Consider the following 19,191-nt stretch of genomic DNA (forward strand, 5'->3'; position numbering starts at 1 on the left):
CAGGGTGGAGCGGGCAAGCCTCAGGGGGCCAACAGAAGAGGGGGACCTGTGACCGTCGTCTGGATCAACGGCGCGTTCGGTGCGGGAAAGACCACCACCGCACGGGAACTGATCGAACTGATCCCGAACAGCACACTCTTCGACCCCGAGGTCATCGGCGGAGCGCTGGCGCAGCTGCTGCCGCCCAAACGCCTCGCAGAGGTCGGCGACTTCCAGGATCTGCCGATCTGGCGGCGCCTCGTGACCGACACCGCGGCCGCGATGCTCGCCGAGCTCGGCGGAACCCTGGTGGTCCCCATGACCCTGCTGCGGCAGGAGTACCGCGACGAGATCTTCGGCGGCCTCGCCGCCCGCCGCATCGCGGTCCGACACGTCCTGCTCGCTCCGGCCGAAACGATCCTGCGCGAGCGGATAGCAGGCCGCGAGATACCGGCGGACCTGCCCGACGGCGAGCTGCGCGTACGGCAGTGGTCGTACGACAACATCGAGCCGTACCGGGCCGCCCTCGCCTCCTGGCTGACCGCAGACGCCCATCCGATCGACACCGGCGCGCTCACACCGTACGAGGCCGCCGTCCGGATCGCCGAGGCCGTCGGCACCGGTTCCGTGCCGGCCTGCGACATCGTGCAGACGCCCGAACCCACCGCCGAGACCCTCGCCGCGGGTGTCCTGCTCTTCGACGACCAGGACCGGGTGCTGCTCGTCGACCCCACCTACAAGCCCGGCTGGGAGTTCCCCGGCGGCGTCGTCGAACCGGGCGAGGCGCCCGCCCGCGCCGGGATGCGCGAGGTCACCGAGGAGACCGGGATCCGCCTCGACGACGTACCCGCCCTGCTGGTCGTCGACTGGGAACGGCCCACGCCCCCCGGCTACGGCGGTCTGCGCCTGCTCTTCGACGGCGGCCGGCTCGACTCCACGGACGCCGCCCGCGTGCTGCTGCCCGGGCCCGAACTGCGCGACTGGCGCTTCGTCACCGAGGACGAGGCCGCCGGTCTCCTGCCCCCGGTCCGCTACGCGCGGCTGCGCTGGGCCCTGCGGGCCCGGGAGCGCGGCGCGGCACTGTACCTGGAGGCGGGCACCCCGGTCGGCTGACGTAGGCACGGTGCCGACACCCCGGGCCCTCCGGCGCGCGGGCGGCCACCGGACCGCGGTGACCGCAGCAGGTCACCTCCGCATCGGGGGTGGCCCGCCAACCGTCCGAAGGAGCCGACGGCCCGGTCCCGGCCGGCGCGGACACCGGGCGACACCGCGCCGTCGGGCAGCGCCCCGTCAGGCGAGCAACGCCACGCCGCCCACCGGCGATGTGGCGATGTGGCGACGGTGGAATCCGGGTGGCGGGCCCGGCGCCCCGCCCCGTACGACCGGTGTCTCCCGGGCGTGGGACGGCACTCGGCCGACGCGGCGATGCCCGCCCCGGACCGGGCCGGCCCGGTGCCGAGCAGCAGCGTCAGGTTGCCGCCGTCGCCCCGGAGACGGGCCGGCGACCGGGAAGCGCGGCAGGCGCCGGAGGGGAGGAGCCCGACGAGGTTCGTGCGACGGCCGTCGGTGGCAGGTCCGCGCCAGGCGACGGGAACCTGCCACCGACGGCCGAACCCGAGCCGGAACCGGCTGGAGCGCGGGCGGCCGGGCGTGGCCGTCCGGGGTCAGCGGGTCACGCGGCTCGCCGCGTAGTTGCGCAGGAACAGCGCCTCGGCGACCGACAGCCGCTCCAGCTCCTCGGGGGACACGCTCTCGTTCACGGCGTGGATCTGCGCCTCCGGCTCGCTCAGGCCGATCAGCAGGATCTCCGCCTGCGGGTAGAGCGCCGCCAGGGTGTTGCACAGGGGGATGGACCCGCCCTGACCGGCGTACTGCATCTCCTCGCCCGGATACGCCACCGCCATGGCGTCGGCCATGGCCTGGTACGCCGGGCTGGAGGTGTCGGCGCGGAACGCCTGGCCCTGGCCGATCTGCTCGACGTCCACCCGGGCGCCCCACGGCGTACGCGCCTCCAGGTGGGCCTGGAGCAGCTTGGTGGCCTCGGCGGCGTCCACGCCCGGCGGCACCCGCAGGCTCACCAGCGCACGGGCACCCGCCTGCACCGACGGGGTGGCGCCGACGACCGGCGGGCAGTCGATGCCGAGCACCGTGACGGCCGGCCGCGCCCAGATCCGGTCGGCGATCGAACCGGAACCGATCAGCTCCACGCCGTCCAGCACCCGGGCGTCCCGGCGGAACTGCTCCTCCTCGTACGCCAGACCCTCCCACTCGCTGTCCGCGGCCAGTCCGTCGACGGCCGTCGAACCGTCCTCGGCGCGCAGCGAGTCCAGTACGCGGATCAGGGCGGCCAGCGCGTCGGGCGCCGCGCCGCCGAACTGGCCGGAGTGCAGGTTGCCCTCGAGCGTGTCGACGCGGACGCGGACGAGGGTCATGCCGCGCAGCGTCGAGGTGACCGTCGGCAGACCGACCCGGAAGTTGCCCGCGTCGCCGATGACGATCGTGTCGGCGGCCAGCAACTCGGGGTGCTGCTCGGCGTACCGCTCCAGGCCGCCCGTGCCCTGCTCCTCCGAACCCTCGGCGATCACCTTGACGTGCACCGGCACGCCCCCGTTCGCCTTCAGCGCGCGCAGCGCGAGCAGGTGCATGAGCACGCCGCCCTTGCAGTCGGCGGCGCCGCGCCCGTACCAGCGGCCGTCGCGCTCGGTCAGTTCGAACGGAGGGGTGACCCAGCCGGCCTCGTCCAGCGGCGGCTGCACGTCGTAGTGGGCGTAGAGCAGGACCGTCTTCGCGCCCTCGGGCCCGGGCAGGTACCCGTACACCGACTGCGTGCCGTCCGGCGTGTCGAGCAGGTCCACGTCCTGGAAGCCCTCGGCGCGCAGCGCCGCCGCGATCCAGTTGGCGGCGCCCACGCTCTCGCTGCGCGGGAACTGGTCGAAGTCCGCCACCGACTTGAAGGCCACCAGTGCGGTGAGCTCCTCCTTCGCCCTGGGCATCAGGGAGGAGACGGTCTCGGCGACCGGATTCGACGACATGGGCACGCTCCTTGTGGGTGCGACGTTGTACCGATGAGTACGGGGATTGGTAGGCCGATCCTCCCACAGTGGCCTGCGGCGATGGTCGCCGTAGGATGCGGGGGTCAGGTGCGGCATGCGGTTTGTTGGGAGCGGTAGACCATCGTGAGCAGCGAGAACTCTTCGGCGGACGACGCGCGTCAGGTCTGGGACGTGGTCGTGGTGGGCGCGGGACCCGCGGGGGCCTCGGCCGCCTATGCGGCGGCGGTCGCGGGGCGGCGCGTGCTGTTGCTGGAGAAGGCGGAGCTGCCCCGCTACAAAACGTGCGGCGGCGGCATCATCGGTCCCTCGCGCGACACCCTCCCGCCCGGCTTCGAGCTGCCCTTCCGGGACCGTGTGCACGCGGTGACGTTCTCGAACAACGGGCGCTTCACCCGGACCCGGCGCTCCCGGCAGATGCTGTTCGGGCTGATCAACCGGCCCGAGTTCGACCAGCAACTCGTCGAGCACGCGCAGAAGGCGGGTGCCGAACTGCGTACCGGTGCGACCGTGACGCGGGTGGAGCAGCACGGGGCGGCGGTGCCGGACCGGCGCACGGTCGCCGTCGTCCTGCAGGGCGGCGAGACCGTGCTCGCCCGGGCGGTCGTCGGCGCGGACGGCAGCGCCAGCCGGATAGGGGCGCACGTCGGGGTGAAGCTCGACCAGGTCGACCTCGGTCTGGAGGCGGAGATCCCGGTGCCGGAGACGGTCGCCGAGGACTGGAAGGGACGGGTCCTCATCGACTGGGGGCCGCTGCCCGGCAGTTACGGCTGGGTCTTCCCCAAGGGCGACACGCTCACGGTCGGTGTGATCTCGGCGCGCGGCGAGGGCGCGGCGACCAAGCGGTACCTGGAGGACTTCGTCGGCCGGCTCGGCCTCGCCGGTTTCGAGCCCAGCGTCTCTTCCGGCCACCTGACGCGCTGCCGTGCCGACGACTCGCCGCTGTCGCGCGGCCGGGTCCTGGTCTGCGGGGACGCGGCGGGGCTGTTGGAACCGTGGACGCGTGAGGGGATCTCCTTCGCGCTGCGGTCCGGACGGCTCGCGGGCGAGTGGGCGGTGCGGATCTCCGAGGCGCACGACGCGGTGGACGCGCGCAGGCAGGCCCTGAACTACGCCTTCGCCATCAAGGCCGGGCTCGGTGTCGAGATGAGTGTCGGCAAGCGGATGCTGGCGCTGTTCGAGCGCCGGCCGGGGCTCTTCCACGCGGCCCTGACCGGTTTCCGCCCGGCCTGGAAGGCGTTCAAGGACATCACGCAGGGCTCGACCTCGCTGGGTGAGCTGGTCCGCAGCCACCCGCTGGCGCAGCGGGCGCTGGCGGCGATAGACCGCCGGCAGGCGGGCGCGGGGGACTCCGCAGCCGCTCCGGACACCGCGCGCAGCACGGATGCGGCGGACACCCGGGGCACCGCGGGCACGGCGGGCACGGCGGGCACCGTGGGAGACGAGGCCGGCTCCTGACCTCGATCCGGAAGGCCGGGGATCGGGCGCCATGCGGCACGGCTCCGTGTCCGACGAGCCGTGGCCTACGCCGTTGAAGAAGAACCCGGCCTCCGCCCTCCAGCGTTCGAGGTAGAGCCCGGACGGCCGGGACGGAGGGGGAGGACGTACTTCCCCGGGAGTACGTGTGATCACCTCGCGCGGGTGACGCCGTCCCCGCGCACGGCGTCTAGCGTGGCGGCATGGACGGAAAGCGCGGGCACGGGGGCGGGCCGCCGCAGTGGTGGCGGCACGTGCCCCCGTGGTGGAACCACCGGGGCACGGAGGAGCACCGCGACCGATGGCCCTGGCGCCCCACGATGCTGATCACGGCGTTCGTGCTGTTCAGCTCCAACTTCGCCGCCCACGTCCAGGCGGACGAACGGGTCCCACTGGACCTCTTCGCGCGCGTGCTGCTGTTCCTGACCGGAGCGGCCCTGCTGTGGCGGCTGCGGTATCCGGTGCCCGTCGTGTTCGGCACGGTGGTCACCACCCTGGTCTACCTGCTCGTCGGATACCCGTCCGGGCCGGTGCTCGTGGCCGTCGCGGTGGCCTGCTTCAGCGCCGTCGTAGCCGGGCACCGCAGGGCCGCGTGGACCGCGATGGCGGTGATGTGGGCCGGGCTGGCCCTGCTGACACACTGGCTCTACCGGTGGCTGCCACCGTCCGGGGACTCGGCCGCTTCCTGGGGGCAGGAGATCGTGATCGCCACCTGGGTGGTGGCCATCGTGGCACTGTCGGAGTTGACCCGGACCCGACGGGAGCAGTGGGCGCGGGAGCGGGCCGAACAGGCCCAGGCGGCCAGGCGGCGCGCCGACGAGGAGCGGCTGCGGATCGCCCGCGAACTGCACGACGTCCTCGCCCACAGCATCTCCGTCATCAACGTGCAGGCGGGCGTCGGTCTCGCCCTCCTCGACAACGATCCCGAGCAGGCACGCACCGCGCTCACCACCATCAAGGCCATGAGCAAGGAGTCGCTCGGCCAGGTGCGCCAGGTCCTCGACACACTCCGCACCCCCGGCGCCGCGCCGCGCGCCCCCGCTCCCGGGCTCGACCGGCTGCCCGAACTGGTCGAACAGGCGGCGAGCGCGGGTCTCACCGTCGAGGTCGAGGGGGAGCCGCCGCGGCTGTCGCCCGGTGCGGACCTGGCCGCGTTCCGCATTGTCCAGGAGGCCCTCACCAACGTCGTACGGCACTCGGGTTCGCGGCACGCGCGCGTGCACCTCGGCCGGGACGGGAGCACGCTGCGGCTGCGCGTCGACGACGACGGCCCCGCGACCGGTGCCGAGGCGGGCGGCAGCGGCAACGGGCTGGCCGGCATGCGGGAGCGGGCGGCGGCACTGGCCGGCACCATCGAGGCGGGCCCGCGCCCCGACGGCGGCTTCCGGGTCCTCGCGACCCTGCCGGTCGATGTGGAGCACGCCGAGACCGTGAAGCGCGCCGGCGACGTGAAGCACGCCTAGACCGTGAAGCACCCACGGATGTCAACGACGTCGACGACGTGAAGGAGGACGACCGGTGATCCGCGTACTGCTCGCCGACGACCAGTTACTGGTACGTGCCGGCTTCCGGGCGCTGCTGGACGCCCAGCCGGACATCGAGGTGGCCGGAGAGGCCGCCGACGGCGAGGAGGCGGTGCGCGCGATCAGCGAACTGCGCCCCGACGTCGTCCTGATGGACATCCGCATGCCCCTCCTCGACGGCCTGGCCGCCACCCGCCGGGTCACCGGGGACGCCGGGCTGCGGGACGTGAAGGTCGTCATGCTCACCACCTTCGAACTCGACGAGTACGTCTTCGAGGCGATCCGCTCCGGAGCCTCCGGCTTCCTGGTCAAGGACACCGAGCCCGAGGAACTCCTGCGAGCAGTACGGGCGGTGGTCGACGGAGACGCGCTGCTCTCACCCGGGGTGACGCGCCGGCTGATCGCCGAGTTCGCGGCCCGTTCCAAGGAGCCGGCGGCGTCCGACGAACTGGCCCGGCTCACCGAGCGGGAGCGAGAGGTGATGGCCCTGGTCGGCATCGGCCTGTCCAACGAGGAGATCGCCCGGCGCCTGGTCGTCAGCCCGCTCACCGCCAAGACACACGTCAGCCGTACGATGATGAAGCTGGGCGCCCGCGACCGAGCCCAACTGGTCGTCATGGCCTATGAGTCGGGATTGGTACGGCCGGGCTGGCTCGGCTGACCACCGCGTGCGAACCGGACCAGCACGCTCGCCACACGGACGAAGAACACCACGACGGCCAGCACCACTCCGGAGCCGATGAGCGCACCCCGCACACCGGCCGGCGGCGCGAAGAGGTACGCGGGTCCGGCCACGGCCCCGAACAGCACGGCGCCCGCGAACGCCGCGCTGCACAGCGCGTATCCGATCTCGACCGTGATCGCGTCCCGCTCGCCCTGCGTACGCCGTCCCCCGTAGGTGTTCATGCCCGCGATTTTCCCAGATCCGCGCCGATTCGGCGGCCGGACGCCGACCGCGACCGCTCTGCTACGGTGCGCCCCATGGCGGCGAAGAACGTCGAACAGGCGCTCGTGACACAGTGGCGCGGCATCCTGTCCCTGCACGCCCGCATCCAGTGTGAACTCGACCGAGCACTGCACCGGCACGGTCTGTGCGGAAGCGACTTCGAGGTTCTCGACGTGCTGGCCGGCGCGCTGGACGAGGATGATTCCGGCCCCTGCGGATACCGGGTCCAGCAGATCTCCGAGCGGGTCCACCTGAGCCAGAGCGCGTTGTCGCGGCTGGTCGCCAGGCTGGAGGAGGACGGACTCGTCGAGCGCTCCATGTGCCCCGAGGACCGGCGGGGCGTGTGGGTGGCGCTCACCCCGAAGGGGCGGGTCGTGTACGGCCAGGTGCTCCCGGTGCAACGGGCGGTGCTGCACCGGATGCTGGCCGACTGACCGACTGACCGACTGACCGACTGACCGACTGACCGACTGACCGACTGGCCGACGTCGCCGCGCGGCCCGGCTCAGTTCCAGGTGACGCCCGACCTCTCCCGCCACAACGCGGCGAGCGAGGCGTCGCCGATCACCTCCGGGAACGGCCCGCGGTTCCACAGCGCCGAGTAGAGCTGTGCGGCCGGTCCGTTCAGCTCGCAGTCGGCGTCCCCGGCGTCGTCCCGCTCGGTCAGGGGAGGTCCTGCGGACACCCGTACGGTCCACACGGTGCCCGGCACGTCCGTCGCACGCACCCGCAGCGTGCGCGGCTCCTCGGTGCGTACCGCGCTCTTCGGGCGGGCGTGGAAGGCGCACAGCAACTCGTCGATGCCGTCCACCGCGAACTCCACGCCGATGCCGGTGGGGTCCCCGCCCCTGGCCGACTCGGCGTCGATCCGGTGCACGGTCGTCTCGTGGGCCTGCCGTCGGGACCAGAAGGCCAGGGGAGACGGAGCGGGCAGGAAGTGCCAGCAGCGCACGTCGGGCGAGGCGCCGGCGAGGGTGTCGACGAGGTGCCCGTGCCCTTCCCGGAACCAGGCCAGCAGCGCGGCGCCGTCGAGGTCGGGCAGGCCGCCGTCGGGCCGCGGGCCGGTGTGCCCCTCGGCGACGAACGCCGTCGCCCAGCGGTGCACCATCCCGGTGTGCCGCAGCAGGTCCCGCACCTGCCAGCCGGGGCAGGTCGGCACTTTGGCGTCGGTGCCCGCCGCCTCGGCGGCCGCGGCCAGCAACGCGCCCTCGCGGGCCAGGACTTCGACGAACGAGGTGGTCTCCATGCCGGGCAGTGTGCCGGATGAAGCGGGCTCGAGGGCAGCCCCGAATGACCCGGCGCTCCCTTGGACCAGGCTCTCGTCGTGGTCAACCAGTCGTGGCCAAGGGGCTGTTACCGTTGCGCCGTCGGACGGGGAGAGGGGCCAAGGCATGTCGTCGACCGCGTTTCGTATCAGCGGGGATCTGGAAGTACGGCGGTTGGGGTTCGGCGCGATGCACCTGCCGACGGAACCGGGTCCGGCTCGCGAGAACTCCCTCGCTGTCGCCCGGCGGGCCGTCGAGCTGGGCGTCACGCTGATCGACACCGCCTACATGTACGGCTGGGGAGCCAACGAAGAACTCCTGGCCGACGCCCTGTACCCCTACGCGGGCGGACTGCTGATCACCACCAAGGTCGGCGTCGCGCGCTCGGGCCCCTCCGGAGAGTGGAGGCTCGACGGGCGGCCGGCCGTGCTGCGCGATCAGGTCGAGCAGGCCTTGCGCCGGCTGCGCGTCGAGCGGATCGAGCTGCTCCAGCTGCATCGCGTCGACCCCGACACGCCGCTCGCCGACCAGGTGGGCACCCTGCGGGACCTGCGGGCGGAGGGCAAGATCGGTCGGATCGGGCTGTCCGAGGTCACCGTCGACCAACTCGACCAGGCACGACGGATCGTCGACATCGCGAGCGTGCAGAACCGGTACAACCTGCTCGACCGCGAGCACGAGCCCGTACTCGCGGCCTGCGAAGCGGCGGGCATCGCGTTCCTGCCCTGGCGCCCCGTCGCCTGGGGCGAGTCGGGGGCGGAGGCCGAGATCGCCTCCGTGGCGGCCGAGCTCGACGCCACCCCCACGCAGGTCGCGCTCGCCTGGCTCCTCGGCCGTTCACCCGTCATCCTCCCGATCCCCGGCACCGGCCGGATCGGCCACCTGGAGGAGAACCTCGCCGCGGGACGTCTCGACATGACCCCCGCGCACCGTGACCGTCTCGACCGGCTGACCGAGGTGGCACAGGTCCGTCCCCTCGGTCATGACCGAGGAGACGGAGGAGGAGAGGGGGCGAGGTGACGGTGCCCCGGAAGACGCGTCCGCGGCTGCCGTGACGGGTTGTCAGGGCGTCCGGCGTGGGCTGCCGGACAGCGCCCCGAGGTTCAGCCCGCCACTCCCGCGCGCCGGGTCGCGACCGCGACGACTACCGCGACCGCGGCCAGTACCGCCATGCTGGTGAGCGCGGCCGGCAGGGAGAACCAGTCGGCCATGAAGCCGATCGCGGGCGGCCCGAGCAGCATGCCGCCGTAGCCCAGGGTGGACGCTGTCGCGACGCCGCTGGGACCGCCCAGTGCCCCGGCCCGTTCGACCGCGACAGGGAAGATGTTGGCGAGCCCGAGCCCGGTGATCGCGAAGCCGAACAACGCCGCCCACACGGACGGGGCGAGCGAGCCGAGCAGCATGCCGGCCACGGCGACCGTGCCGCCGGCCACCACCGTGGTCGTCCGGCCGAGGCGTTCCAGCAACGTCGTGCCGGTCAGGCGGCCGATGGTCATGGCGAGAGCGAAGCAGGAGTATCCCGCGGCCGCCAGGCCCGGCGAGGCGCCGAGATCCTGCTCCAGGTGCAGCGCGCCCCAGTCGGCCATGGCGCCCTCACCGTACGCCGTGCACAGGGCGATCAGACCGAAGGTGATGACGAGGCGGCGGGTCCGGCGGTCGGGCGGCCGCGATGCGCTGTCGCCCCGGTCGTCGCGCTCGTCCCGGTCGCCGAGACCGGGACGACCGGGACGGGCGGTAAGGTCCGGCGCCGCGGCGGGTTCGCAGCGCAGCAGGGCCCGGCCCGCGACCAGGGTGACGAGCAGGCCGGTCACGGTGAGGCCGAGCAGGTGCCGCACCGGCGACAGCGACCCGGCGACGAGCCCGCCGAGCGCGGCGCCGATCATGCCGCCCAGGCTGAACGCCGCGTGGAAGCTGGGCATGATCGGGCGCCGCAGGACGGCCACCAGGTCGACGGCGGCGCTGTTGAAGGCGACGTTGATCCCGCCGTAGGCGCTGCCGAAAACCAGCAGTACGGCGCCGAGGGCGAGCGCGGAGCGGGTGAGCGGGGGCAGGGCGATGCTGAGGCAGAGCAGGACCGCGCAGGCGACGGTGACGGGGTGGCTGCCGTAGCGCCGGACCAGCCGTCCGGTGAGCGTCATGGTGACGACGGCACCCGCGGAGACCCCGAGCAGCGCCAGTCCCAGGTCGCCGGCGGAGGCGCCGGTCTGCTCCTTGAGGGCGGGGATCCGCACGACCCAGCCGGCGAATATGAAGCCGTCGAGGGCGAAGAAGGTGGTCAGGGCGATGCGGAGGCGGGTGAGGTCGGTGCTGGGGCCCGGCACGGCGTTGTGCGATCGGGCTTTGTTTATTTGCGGCACAAAATCAGGCTAGGGGTGGCGCGGGGGAGGGGCAAGGGCGTCCCGGCCTGCCCCGGAGGCGGGGGGTGGCGCCTCCGGGCGTCGCATACGCTCGACACCACCATGAAGAACAACCTCACCCCCCTGGGGCCGAAGGCCGACAAGGCCACGGTCAGACGGCACAACCTCAGCCTGGTCCTGAGGGCCGTGCACGACGCGGGGGAGTCGACCAGGGCCGGTATCGCCACGCACGTCGGACTGACCCGCGCCGCGGTGTCGTCCCTCGTCGAGCAGTTGCTGGAGTACGGTTTCGTCTCCGAATGGGGCAAGACCAGCAGCGGTCAGGCGGGGCGGCCCGGCACCGTCCTGAAGGTGTCCCGGTCGGGCCCGGCGGGACTCGGCGTCGAGATCAACATCGACTACGTCACCGTGTGCGTCGTCGACCTCGCCGGCACCGACCGGGTCCGGCTCGTGGAGCACTTCGACAACCGCGGGGTCCAGCCCTCCGAGGTGCTGGCGCGCGCGGCCCGGCTGGCGGCGCGCGCCATCGGCTCGGCGGCCGAACAGGACCTCGCACCGGTCGGGGTCCATGTCGCGCTGCCGGGTCTGGTCACCGGCGGCACCGTGCGCCAGGCGCCCAACCTGGGGTGGCAGCGCGTCGCGGTCGAAGGGCTGTTCGCGCAGGCGCTGCTCGCCCTGCGCCCCGCCCACCGCCCCCTGCCGGTCAGCTCCGACAACGAGGCCAACGCCGCCGCCCTCGCCGAGCTGTGGTTCGGCGCGGGCACCGAAGGAGTGCGCAGCTTCCTGTACCTGACCGGCGAGATCGGCATCGGCGGCGCCCTGGTGCTGGGCGGCGAGCTGCTGCGCGGCGCGCACGGCTTCGCCGGGGAGATCGGGCACATGGTCGTCGATCCGGAAGGCCCGCTGTGCCGGTGCGGAGCCCGCGGCTGCCTGGAGCAGTACGCCGGACAGGCCGCGCTGCTCGAGGCCGCGGGCATCGACGCGGACGCGGGCGTGCAGGGCGTCGCCGAGCTCGAACGCCGTGCCCGGCGGGGCGACCCGGCCGCCCTGTCGGCGATCGAGCGCGCCGGGCGGCAACTGGGTGTCGTCCTGTCGGGCGCGGTGAACCTCTTCGACCCGGACGCGGTGATGCTCGGCGGCGTCTACCGCGAGCTGATGGACTGGGTGGCCCCCGCCGTCGACCGCGAGCTCGCCCTGCGTGTCGTCTCCGGGCTGTGGAGCGAGGACGGGAAGCGGCTGCGGCCCTCCTCGTCCCTCGGGGACGCGGCCCGGGGTGCGGCGGGCGTGATCGTCCGGGAGGTGCTGGCCGACCCGTCGGCGTACGCCGAGCGGGAGCGGAGCTGACGCGGGGGGCCGCCCGGCCGAGGCCCCCCGCTCCGGGCCGGCCGCTCCGGGCCGGCCGCGCTCCGGGTCAGCCCCGGTTCGCGGCGATCATCTCCCGGTACCAGTGGTAGCTGTCCTTCGGCGTGCGCTCCTGCGTGTCGTAGTCGACCCGGACGATGCCGAAGCGCTTGTCGTAGCCGTACGCCCACTCGAAGTTGTCCAGCAGCGACCACACGTAGTACCCGCGTACGTCCACCCCCGCGTCCATCGCGGCCCGCAGCGCGGTGAGGTGGTCGCGCAGGTAGGCGACGCGGTCGGCGTCGTGCACCGTGCCGTCGGCGGCGGGCGCGTCGTCCTCCGCCGAGCCGTTCTCCGTGATGTGGATCGGCGGCAGCGCGTCACCGTACTGCTTCTTCAGCCGGACGAGCAGGTCGGTGAAACTGTCCGGGACGACCGGCCAGTTCATCGCGGTGTGCCGGACGCCCGGGTGCCGGACCTCCTCGTAGCGGTTGTCCGTGGCCACCCGCCGCGCCGGGTCGCTCTCGCGGTGCGGGGCGTCCGCGACCACGATCGGCCGGTAGTAGTTGACGCCGAGGAAGTCCAGCGGCTGGGAGATCAGCTCCAGGTCGCCGTCCCGCCGGAAGTCCTCCCCGGTGATCAGCTCGCCCCAGGTCTCCTCCTCGGTGGCCGGGTAGCGGCCCGCGAGGATCGGCTCGGTCCACACCAGGTTGTGCTGGGTGTCCGCGCGGACCACGGCCGCCAGGTCGGCGGGGGAGTCGGTGGCCGGCAGGTTGCGGTCCAGGTTGAGCGTGATGCCCACCTCCCGAACCCCGGCCGCCCGCAGGGCGCGCACCGCCAGCCCGTGGCCGACCAGCAGGTGGTGGGCGGCCGCCAGCGCGCCCCGGCCCTCCTTGGCGCCGGGAGCGTGCCTTCCGATGGAGTAGCCGAGGAAGGAGCTGCACCACGGCTCGTTGAGCGTGATCCAGCGCGGCACCCGGTCGCCCAGGTGCTCCGCGACCACGGCCGTGTACTCGGCGAACCGCTCCGCCGTCTCCCGCACCCGCCAGCCACCCCGGTCCTCCAGGGCCTGCGGAAGGTCCCAGTGGTAGAGGGTGGCGGCCGGCTCGATGCCCGCCGCGAGCAGCTCGTCGACCAGGCGGGAGTAGAAGTCCAGGCCCTTCCGGTTCACCGCGCCCGAGCCTTCCGGCACGATGCGCGGCCAGGCGATCGAGAAGCGGTACGAGTCCACCCCCAGGTCGCGCAGCAGCGCCACGTCCTCGGGGTAGCGGTGGTAGTGGTCGCAGGCCACGTCGCCGGTGTCGCCGTTCACCACCAGGCCGGGGGTGTGGCTGTACGTGTCCCAGATCGACGGACCGCGGCCGTCCTCCCGTGCCGCGCCCTCGATCTGGTACGAGGCGGTCGCGGCGCCGAGCACGAAACCGGGCGGAAAACTGGGGAAGTCACTCATGCTGTGAAGCTCATCTCCATGTGTACGAGGCCGCATACGCGGGTCACTTGACGGAGCCGCCGGTGATCCCGGCGGCGATGTACTTCTGGGCGAGGACGAGCAGGATCGCCGCCGGCACCGCGGAGAGCACGGATGCGGCCATCACCGAGCCCCAGTCGCCGACGTGCGCGCCGATGTACTGGTAGATACCCAGCGTGATGGGCTTGACCTCGTCGGTCGTGTTCAGGGTGAGCGCGAACATGAAGTCGCTCCACGAGAACAGGAACGCGAACAGCCCCGACGTGATCAGCGAATTGCGGCTCATCGGCAGCACGACCCGCGTGAACGTCCGCACCGGCCCGGCGCCGTCGATCTGCGCGGCCTCGATCACCTCGCCCGGGATCGACACCATGAAGGAGCGCATCAGCACGATGGAGAACGGGATGCCCAGCGAGGCGTCCGCCAGCATCAGACCGAAGTAGGAGTTGACCAGGCCCAGGTCCACGTACGAGTTGTACAGCGCGTTGGCGATGACGATGCCCGGCACCATCTGGGTGATCAGCGTGCCGAACACGATCGTGCGCGAGCCGCGCAGCCCGAAGCGTGCCAGGCCGTACGCCGCCGGTGCCGAGATGAGCAGGCAGATGGCGACCGCGCCGAGCGAGACGGCCAGCGAGGTGAGCAGGTGCCCGCCCTGGTCGCTGATGGCCTTCGAGAAGCCGGACAGGTCCAGGCTGCCCGGCACCGGGTCGACCTGGAGCAGCCCGGATTCGGGCTGGAGCGCGGTGTTGAGCATCCAGTACAGCGGGAACAGCATCACGCCGAGGACGAGAACGCCGGCGACGGTGGAACCCCAGCGGCGCCGGGAGGCTGTGGGCGTGTGGGAGGCCATGGACGTCACTTCCCCTCGGTGCGGTTGGCCCGCAGGTAGAACACCGCGAACACGGCGGAGATCAGGATGAGTACGTTGCCGACGACGGCGCCCGCGCCGAAGTCCAGCTGGACGAACGAGTTCTGGTACGTGAGCGTGCCCAGCGTCTGGGTGGCGTCCGCCGGCCCGCCGTCGGTGAGCGCGAGGATCAGGTCGAGGATCTTGACCGTCGACATGAAACCGAGCACGAGCACGACGGTGATGACGGGCTTGAGCACCGGCAGGGTGACGGATCGGAAGGTCCGCCACGCCGAGGCGCCGTCGAGGGCGGCCGCCTCGTGCAGTTCCTTCGGGATCTCCTGGAGACCGCCGTACAGGATGACCATGTTGAACGGGATACCGATCCAGATGTTGACCAGGATGACCGACACCAGGGCCATCTCCGGGCTGGTCAGCCAGGGTGTGCTGCCGCCGATCCCGACGGTGTCCAGGAACGAGTTCAGCACGCCCGTGTCCTGGTCGAGGATGCGCCGCCAGACGATGCCGGACACCACCATGGGCACCAGCCAGGGCAGCAGGATCAGCGAGCGCAGCACCCCGTTCAGCGGGAACCTGCGGCTGAAGAACACCGCGAGCGCCATGCCGATGCAGAACTGCCCGACCAGCGATCCCGCGGTGAAGACGAGGGTGTGCCACAGCGCCTTGCCGAACAGGGCGTCCTGGAACACGTTGGACCAGTTGTCGGCGCCGTTGAAGGGCGCCTCACCGGTGAAGAAGGTCTTCGGCGTGTAGTGCTGGAAGCTCATCACGACGTTGCGGACGAGCGGGTAGCCGAAGAACAGCAGCATGAAGACGACGGCGGGGGCGACGAACCCCCACTGGGCGAGCCGGCGCCGGCGCCTGAGCCGGTCCGGGTCCGGCGCGGCGGCCGTCGTGGACGCCTCGGCGGGCGTCTGTGCGGTGACGGTGGGCGTGGTCATGGGCGTGTTCCTCAGTTCCCGCTCGTGGCCCGCTGCTGGGCGCGCTTCAGGGCGGCCTCGCTGGACTGGCCGGTCAGGGCGGACTGGAAGGCGCTCTGCAGGGCGAGCGACACGCTCGACCAGCCGGCGCCGAGCTTCGCCGTCCGGGACCGTGCGACGGCCACCTGGTCGGCGAGGGAGTCCAGCTCGGGCACCCGTTCGCGCCAGGCGGCGGCGGCCTTCGCGTTGGCCGGGACCATCCAGCTGTTGAGCGCGTAGGTCAGCTGCTCCTTCTCGCTCGCCAGACAGGCCACGATCTTCGCGGCGGTCCTCTCCCGCGCCTCGTCACCGGTGTTGGGCACGGTGAGCACGGCGCCGCCGAGCGGACCCACCGAGTCGTCGCCGGCCTCGGGCACGGGAATGGGGGCGATGCCCCAGTTCAACGACTTGTCGGTGTTGAGGGTCTCCACCTGCCACGGCCCGTTGATCATCATCGCCGCGTTGCCGGCCATGAACTGGTCGTTGACGTCCGCCTGCGTCCAGTTGACCGTGGACTTCGACAGCGAGCCGTCCTGCAGCAGACCCTTCCAGTAGTCGAGGGCCTCGACGACTTGCGGGCTGTCCAGGTCGGTCTCGTCACCGCCGTTCGACCACATGAACGGGGTGAACTGGAAGACACCGTCCTCCGCGCCGCCCGCGCTGAGCGCCAGCCCGTACTGCTTGCCCTGGGTGAGCCTCTTCGCGCTCTCCCGCAGCTGGGCCCAGGTGGCGGGCACCTCGACGCCCGCCTTGTCGAGGACGTCCTTGTTGTAGAAGAGCGCGAGGGTGTTCACGGAGCGCGCCGCACCGTAGTACGTCCCCTCGTACGAGCCGAAGTCGACGATGCCCTCGGGGACGCCGTCGGTGCTCAGCCCGAGGGACTCGAGGTCGACGAGTCCGCCCGCGTCGGCGAACGTCGGCATCTCCGACGCGTCGAACTGCACGATGTCGGGCAGCGACTTGGACGATGCCATACGCAGGGCCTTCGTCATCACCTGCGCCGCCGGGACGCTCTGCTGCTCGATGGTGATGCCCAGTTGCTTGCCGCAGCGGGCCATCGCCTCCGCGTCCCAGCGGTGGTACGACTCGTCGGTCGAGGAGTTCATCACGGTGTACACGTCGGCGTCGCGCTGCTGTCCGCAGCCCGTGAGCGCCGCTCCGGCGACCAGCACGGAGACGGCGGCGAACGGGGCGACGGCTCGGCGTGAGCGTCCTCGCCCGCGGTGTGTGGCAGCCGGAGGGTGTGCTGTCAAGGCGAGCGAGGTGAAGCGCTTCGACATGGTGCGGGGCCCTTGCTGTCGTACCGTCCGGCTTCCTTGCCGGACCGTTTTGTTTGATGTGATGACTAATACGTCAAGGACCTGCCGACGCGCTAGAGCAAAGTGGCCCCGGTCTCGCCACTTCGTGCGGTAAGTGGACTGTTCTGGTGGGTAATCACGCCTGTTCAGGACAGTGAAGTAGCTACGAAGCCCTCTGCGGACGGATTTGTTTTGTGTACGATCAAAACGCTGTGAGACGGCCCCCGTGCTCCCATCCGACAGCTCCCGCCGCACCCAAGGAAGATCATGAAGTTCACCGACGGCTTCTGGCTCATCCGTGACGGCGTGCATCTCTCGTACGCCACCGAGGTACGCGATGTGCGCCCCGAATCGAAGCGCTTCACCGCCCATGCCGCCGTGAAGAAGGTGACGCGGAGGGGGGACACGCTCAACGCGCCGCTCCTCACGGTCGAGTGCTTCTCTCCCACCGAGGGCGTCATCGGCGTCCGCGTCACCCACCACGCCGGCAAGCGCCGGCCGGGCCCCGACTTCGCCCTCGCGGGCGCGGCGGACGGAGCCGGCGAGGTGCGCCAGGACGGCACGGTCACCGAGCTGACCAGCGGCCCGCTGACCCTCCGCCTGGACCGCGAGGGGCCCTGGGGCCTCAGCTTCCACGACGCGGACGGACGCGAACTCACCCACGCCAATGCCAAGAGCACCGCGTTCGCCACCACGGGCGACGGCGCGCACCACATGCTGAGCCGGCTCGCCCTCGGCGTCGGCGAGCAGATCTACGGCCTCGGCGAGCGCTTCACCCCGTTCGTCAAGAACGGCCAGGTCGTCGACATGTGGCAGGCCGACGGCGGCACCAGCAGCGAGCAGGCCTACAAGAACATCCCGTTCTACCTCTCCTCACGCGGCTACGGCGTCTTCGTCAACCACCCCGGCGCCGTCTCCTTCGAGGTCGGCTCCGAGTCCGTCGGCCAGGTGCAGTTCAGCGTCGAGGACCAGTCGCTGGAGTACTACGTCGTCGCCGGCCCCACCCCCAAGGACGTCCTCACCCGCTACACCGCCCTCACCGGCCGCCCCGCCCTGCCGCCCGCCTGGTCCTTCGGCCTGTGGCTCACCACGTCCTTCACCACCTCCTACGACGAGGAGACGGTGACGAAGTTCGTCGACGGCATGGCCGAGCGGGGCATCCCGCTGACCGTCTTCCACTTCGACTGCTTCTGGATGCGCGAGTACCAGTGGTGCGACTTCCAGTGGGACCCGGACGTCTTCCCCGACCCGGACGGCATGCTCGCCCGGCTCAAGGCCAAGGGGCTGAAGGTCAGCGCCTGGATCAACCCCTACATCGCCCAGAAGTCCCCCCTCTTCGACGAGGCCGCCGCACTCGGACACCTGGTGCGCCGGCCGGACGGCGACGTCTGGCAGTGGGACCTGTGGCAGGCCGGCATGGGCCTGGTCGACTTCACCAGCCCCGACGCCCGCGACTGGTTCGCCGGGAAGCTCAAGCCGCTGCTCGACCAGGGCGTGGACTGCTTCAAGACCGACTTCGGCGAGCGCATCCCCACCGACGTCGTCTGGCACGACGGCTCCGACCCGGAGCGCATGCACAACTACTACACCCACCTGTTCAACCGCACCGTCTTCGAACTCCTCGAGAAGGAGCGCGGACAGGGCGAGGCCGTCCTCTTCGCCCGCTCCGCGACCGCGGGCGGCCAGCAGTACCCCGTCCACTGGGGCGGCGACTGCTGGTCCTCCTTCGAGGCGATGGCCGAGTCGCTGAGGGGCGGCCTGTCCCTGTCCCTGAGCGGCTTCGGCTTCTGGAGCCACGACATCGGCGGCTTCGAGGGCACGCCCGACCCGGCGGTCTTCAAACGCTGGCTGGCCTTCGGCCTGCTCTCCTCGCACAGCCGGCTGCACGGCTCCTCGTCGTACCGGGTGCCGTGGGAGTTCGGCGAGGAGGCGGTCGACGTCGCCCGGAGCTTCACCCTCCTCAAGCACCGCCTGATGCCCTACCTGTACGGCGTCGCCGCGGAGGCCCACCGCACCGGCGTGCCGATGATGCGGCCGATGCTCCTGGAGTACCCGCACGACCCGGGCTGCCGCCCGCTGGACCGCCAGTACATGCTCGGCCCCGACCTCCTGGTCGCCCCGGTCTTCACCGAGGAAGGAGAGGTCGAGGTCTACCTCCCCGAGGGCACCTGGACCCACCTCCTGTCCGGCGAGCGCGTCACCGGCCCCGTCTGGCGCACCGAACGGCACGACTACGACAGCCTGCCGCTGTACGTCCGGGAGGGCGCCGTCCTGCCGCTGGCCTGTGACGACCGCCGTCCCGACGGCGACTGGCTGGACGCCCCGACCCTGCTGGTCCACCCGCCCGCCGGACCCGACTACGCGGCCGAGGTCACCGTGCCCGACCTGCTGGGCGCCCCCGCCGCGACGTTCCGTGTGCGACGGGACGGGGACGTCCTGCGGGTCACCGCGAGCGGTACCGACCGCCCGTTCACGGTGCGGGTCGCGGGCGGGGCGAGCGCGGAGGGCGCCGGGGAGGTGAGCGTCGCCCTGGCCTGAGCGGGGCAGTGAGCGGCCCCGGGCGCGGGCGGGGCCGCGGGAGGCTGCCGCCTGGCCACGGCCGCCGCCCGCGGCGTGCGCGGGGCCGCGGGCGGTGATGGTGAGCACGCCCCCGGCGTC

Annotated in this window: 16 protein-coding genes; 8 read left to right on the forward strand and 8 right to left on the reverse strand. The window is 72.1% G+C overall.

All coding sequences use genetic code 11. The features are described from left to right. The first annotated feature begins 48 nt into the window (after nucleotides 1-48). Complete coding sequence (locus ACP4J0_RS32240) at nucleotides 49-1,092, forward strand: NUDIX hydrolase (RefSeq protein WP_426602256.1); 1,044 nt, start codon at nucleotides 49-51, stop codon at nucleotides 1,090-1,092. Between the two features lie 551 nt (nucleotides 1,093-1,643). Here the strand turns inward: ACP4J0_RS32240 and ACP4J0_RS32245 are convergent. Next, complete coding sequence (locus ACP4J0_RS32245) at nucleotides 1,644-3,011, reverse strand: dipeptidase (RefSeq protein WP_426602257.1); 1,368 nt, start codon at nucleotides 3,009-3,011, stop codon at nucleotides 1,644-1,646. 144 nt (nucleotides 3,012-3,155) lie between these two features. Between ACP4J0_RS32245 and ACP4J0_RS32250 the strand changes: the two genes are divergently transcribed. From ACP4J0_RS32250 to ACP4J0_RS32260, 3 genes are all read left to right on the forward strand, one after another. Next, nucleotides 3,156-4,487, forward strand: a complete 1,332-nt coding sequence (locus ACP4J0_RS32250; RefSeq protein WP_426602258.1) for a geranylgeranyl reductase family protein — start codon at nucleotides 3,156-3,158, stop codon at nucleotides 4,485-4,487. Nucleotides 4,488-4,708: 221 nt separating this feature from the next. Continuing rightward, complete coding sequence (locus tag ACP4J0_RS32255; RefSeq protein WP_426602259.1) at nucleotides 4,709-5,968, forward strand: histidine kinase; 1,260 nt, start codon at nucleotides 4,709-4,711, stop codon at nucleotides 5,966-5,968. A 55-nt stretch (nucleotides 5,969-6,023) separates the two neighbouring features. Further along, entirely contained in the window at nucleotides 6,024-6,689 is a 666-nt protein-coding gene (locus tag ACP4J0_RS32260; protein WP_426602260.1) for a response regulator, read from the forward strand. On the opposite strand, the gene ACP4J0_RS32265 is transcribed toward ACP4J0_RS32260, so the two are convergent. Continuing rightward, nucleotides 6,650-6,934, reverse strand: a complete 285-nt coding sequence (locus ACP4J0_RS32265; protein WP_426602261.1) for a DUF6332 family protein — start codon at nucleotides 6,932-6,934, stop codon at nucleotides 6,650-6,652. The two genes, ACP4J0_RS32260 and ACP4J0_RS32265, sit on opposite strands and share 40 nt — an antisense overlap. Nucleotides 6,935-7,009: 75 nt before the next feature. Here ACP4J0_RS32265 and ACP4J0_RS32270 point away from each other — a divergent pair, with 75 nt between their 5' ends. Then, the gene (locus ACP4J0_RS32270; protein WP_426602262.1) at nucleotides 7,010-7,408 is read left to right on the forward strand and encodes a MarR family winged helix-turn-helix transcriptional regulator; all 399 of its coding nucleotides are present in this window, start codon (nucleotides 7,010-7,012) and stop codon (nucleotides 7,406-7,408) included. A 71-nt stretch (nucleotides 7,409-7,479) separates the two neighbouring features. Here ACP4J0_RS32270 and ACP4J0_RS32275 read toward each other — a convergent pair whose 3' ends face one another. Further along, nucleotides 7,480-8,220: a maleylpyruvate isomerase family mycothiol-dependent enzyme gene (locus ACP4J0_RS32275; protein ID WP_426602263.1), complete on the reverse strand. Its 741-nt coding sequence runs from the start codon at nucleotides 8,218-8,220 to the stop codon at nucleotides 7,480-7,482. A 145-nt stretch (nucleotides 8,221-8,365) separates the two neighbouring features. Between ACP4J0_RS32275 and ACP4J0_RS32280 the strand changes: the two genes are divergently transcribed. Continuing rightward, nucleotides 8,366-9,259 carry an aldo/keto reductase gene (locus ACP4J0_RS32280; protein ID WP_426602264.1) on the forward strand — a complete coding sequence of 298 codons (894 nt, stop codon included), beginning with the start codon at nucleotides 8,366-8,368 and terminating at the stop codon, nucleotides 9,257-9,259. Between the two features lie 83 nt (nucleotides 9,260-9,342). Here the strand turns inward: ACP4J0_RS32280 and ACP4J0_RS32285 are convergent, their stop codons facing one another. Then, the gene (locus tag ACP4J0_RS32285; RefSeq protein ID WP_426602265.1) at nucleotides 9,343-10,560 is read right to left on the reverse strand and encodes an MFS transporter; all 1,218 of its coding nucleotides are present in this window, start codon (nucleotides 10,558-10,560) and stop codon (nucleotides 9,343-9,345) included. 138 nt (nucleotides 10,561-10,698) lie between these two features. On the opposite strand from ACP4J0_RS32285, the gene ACP4J0_RS32290 reads away from it, so the two are divergent. Further along, a complete protein-coding gene (locus ACP4J0_RS32290) occupies nucleotides 10,699-11,940 on the forward strand; it encodes an ROK family protein (protein ID WP_426602266.1) in 1,242 nt (413 codons plus the stop codon). A 67-nt stretch (nucleotides 11,941-12,007) separates the two neighbouring features. On the opposite strand, the gene ACP4J0_RS32295 is transcribed toward ACP4J0_RS32290, so the two are convergent. The 4 genes from ACP4J0_RS32295 to ACP4J0_RS32310 are packed head-to-tail and all read right to left on the reverse strand — an operon-like array spanning nucleotide 12,008 to nucleotide 16,515. Continuing rightward, entirely contained in the window at nucleotides 12,008-13,387 is a 1,380-nt protein-coding gene (locus ACP4J0_RS32295) for a GH1 family beta-glucosidase (RefSeq protein WP_426602267.1), read from the reverse strand. 43 nt (nucleotides 13,388-13,430) lie between these two features. Beyond that, entirely contained in the window at nucleotides 13,431-14,258 is an 828-nt protein-coding gene (locus ACP4J0_RS32300; RefSeq protein ID WP_426518038.1) for a carbohydrate ABC transporter permease, read from the reverse strand. A gap of 5 nt (nucleotides 14,259-14,263) precedes the next feature. Further along, nucleotides 14,264-15,217, reverse strand: a complete 954-nt coding sequence (locus tag ACP4J0_RS32305; RefSeq protein ID WP_426602268.1) for a carbohydrate ABC transporter permease — start codon at nucleotides 15,215-15,217, stop codon at nucleotides 14,264-14,266. 11 nt (nucleotides 15,218-15,228) lie between these two features. After that, the gene (locus tag ACP4J0_RS32310; RefSeq protein WP_426602269.1) at nucleotides 15,229-16,515 is read right to left on the reverse strand and encodes an ABC transporter substrate-binding protein; all 1,287 of its coding nucleotides are present in this window, start codon (nucleotides 16,513-16,515) and stop codon (nucleotides 15,229-15,231) included. 285 nt (nucleotides 16,516-16,800) lie between these two features. Between ACP4J0_RS32310 and yicI the strand changes: the two genes are divergently transcribed. Next, nucleotides 16,801-19,071 (forward strand): alpha-xylosidase, encoded by a 2,271-nt coding sequence (gene yicI, locus ACP4J0_RS32315; protein ID WP_426602270.1) that lies wholly within the window; start codon nucleotides 16,801-16,803, stop codon nucleotides 19,069-19,071. Nucleotides 19,072-19,191: the final 120 nt, after the last annotated feature.

It is taken from the genome of Streptomyces sp. WG7, from assembly GCF_049975785.1.
Lineage (GTDB): Bacteria > Actinomycetota > Actinomycetes > Streptomycetales > Streptomycetaceae > Streptomyces.

Excerpts from the sequence above, each read along its gene's own strand:
- ACP4J0_RS32290 (WP_426602266.1), top strand. The coding sequence starts at position 10,699 with ATGAAGAACAACCTCACCCCCCTGGGGCCGAAGGCCGACAAGGCCACG.
- ACP4J0_RS32310 (WP_426602269.1), bottom strand. The coding sequence starts at position 16,515 with ATGTCGAAGCGCTTCACCTCGCTCGCCTTGACAGCACACCCTCCGGCT.
- ACP4J0_RS32255 (WP_426602259.1), top strand. The coding sequence starts at position 4,709 with ATGGACGGAAAGCGCGGGCACGGGGGCGGGCCGCCGCAGTGGTGGCGG.
- ACP4J0_RS32275 (WP_426602263.1), bottom strand. The coding sequence starts at position 8,220 with ATGGAGACCACCTCGTTCGTCGAAGTCCTGGCCCGCGAGGGCGCGTTG.
- ACP4J0_RS32265 (WP_426602261.1), bottom strand. The coding sequence starts at position 6,934 with ATGAACACCTACGGGGGACGGCGTACGCAGGGCGAGCGGGACGCGATC.
- ACP4J0_RS32300 (WP_426518038.1), bottom strand. The coding sequence starts at position 14,258 with ATGGCCTCCCACACGCCCACAGCCTCCCGGCGCCGCTGGGGTTCCACC.
- ACP4J0_RS32295 (WP_426602267.1), bottom strand. The coding sequence starts at position 13,387 with ATGAGTGACTTCCCCAGTTTTCCGCCCGGTTTCGTGCTCGGCGCCGCG.
- ACP4J0_RS32305 (WP_426602268.1), bottom strand. The coding sequence starts at position 15,217 with ATGACCACGCCCACCGTCACCGCACAGACGCCCGCCGAGGCGTCCACG.
- yicI (WP_426602270.1), top strand. The coding sequence starts at position 16,801 with ATGAAGTTCACCGACGGCTTCTGGCTCATCCGTGACGGCGTGCATCTC.
- ACP4J0_RS32270 (WP_426602262.1), top strand. The coding sequence starts at position 7,010 with ATGGCGGCGAAGAACGTCGAACAGGCGCTCGTGACACAGTGGCGCGGC.
- ACP4J0_RS32280 (WP_426602264.1), top strand. The coding sequence starts at position 8,366 with ATGTCGTCGACCGCGTTTCGTATCAGCGGGGATCTGGAAGTACGGCGG.
- ACP4J0_RS32245 (WP_426602257.1), bottom strand. The coding sequence starts at position 3,011 with ATGTCGTCGAATCCGGTCGCCGAGACCGTCTCCTCCCTGATGCCCAGG.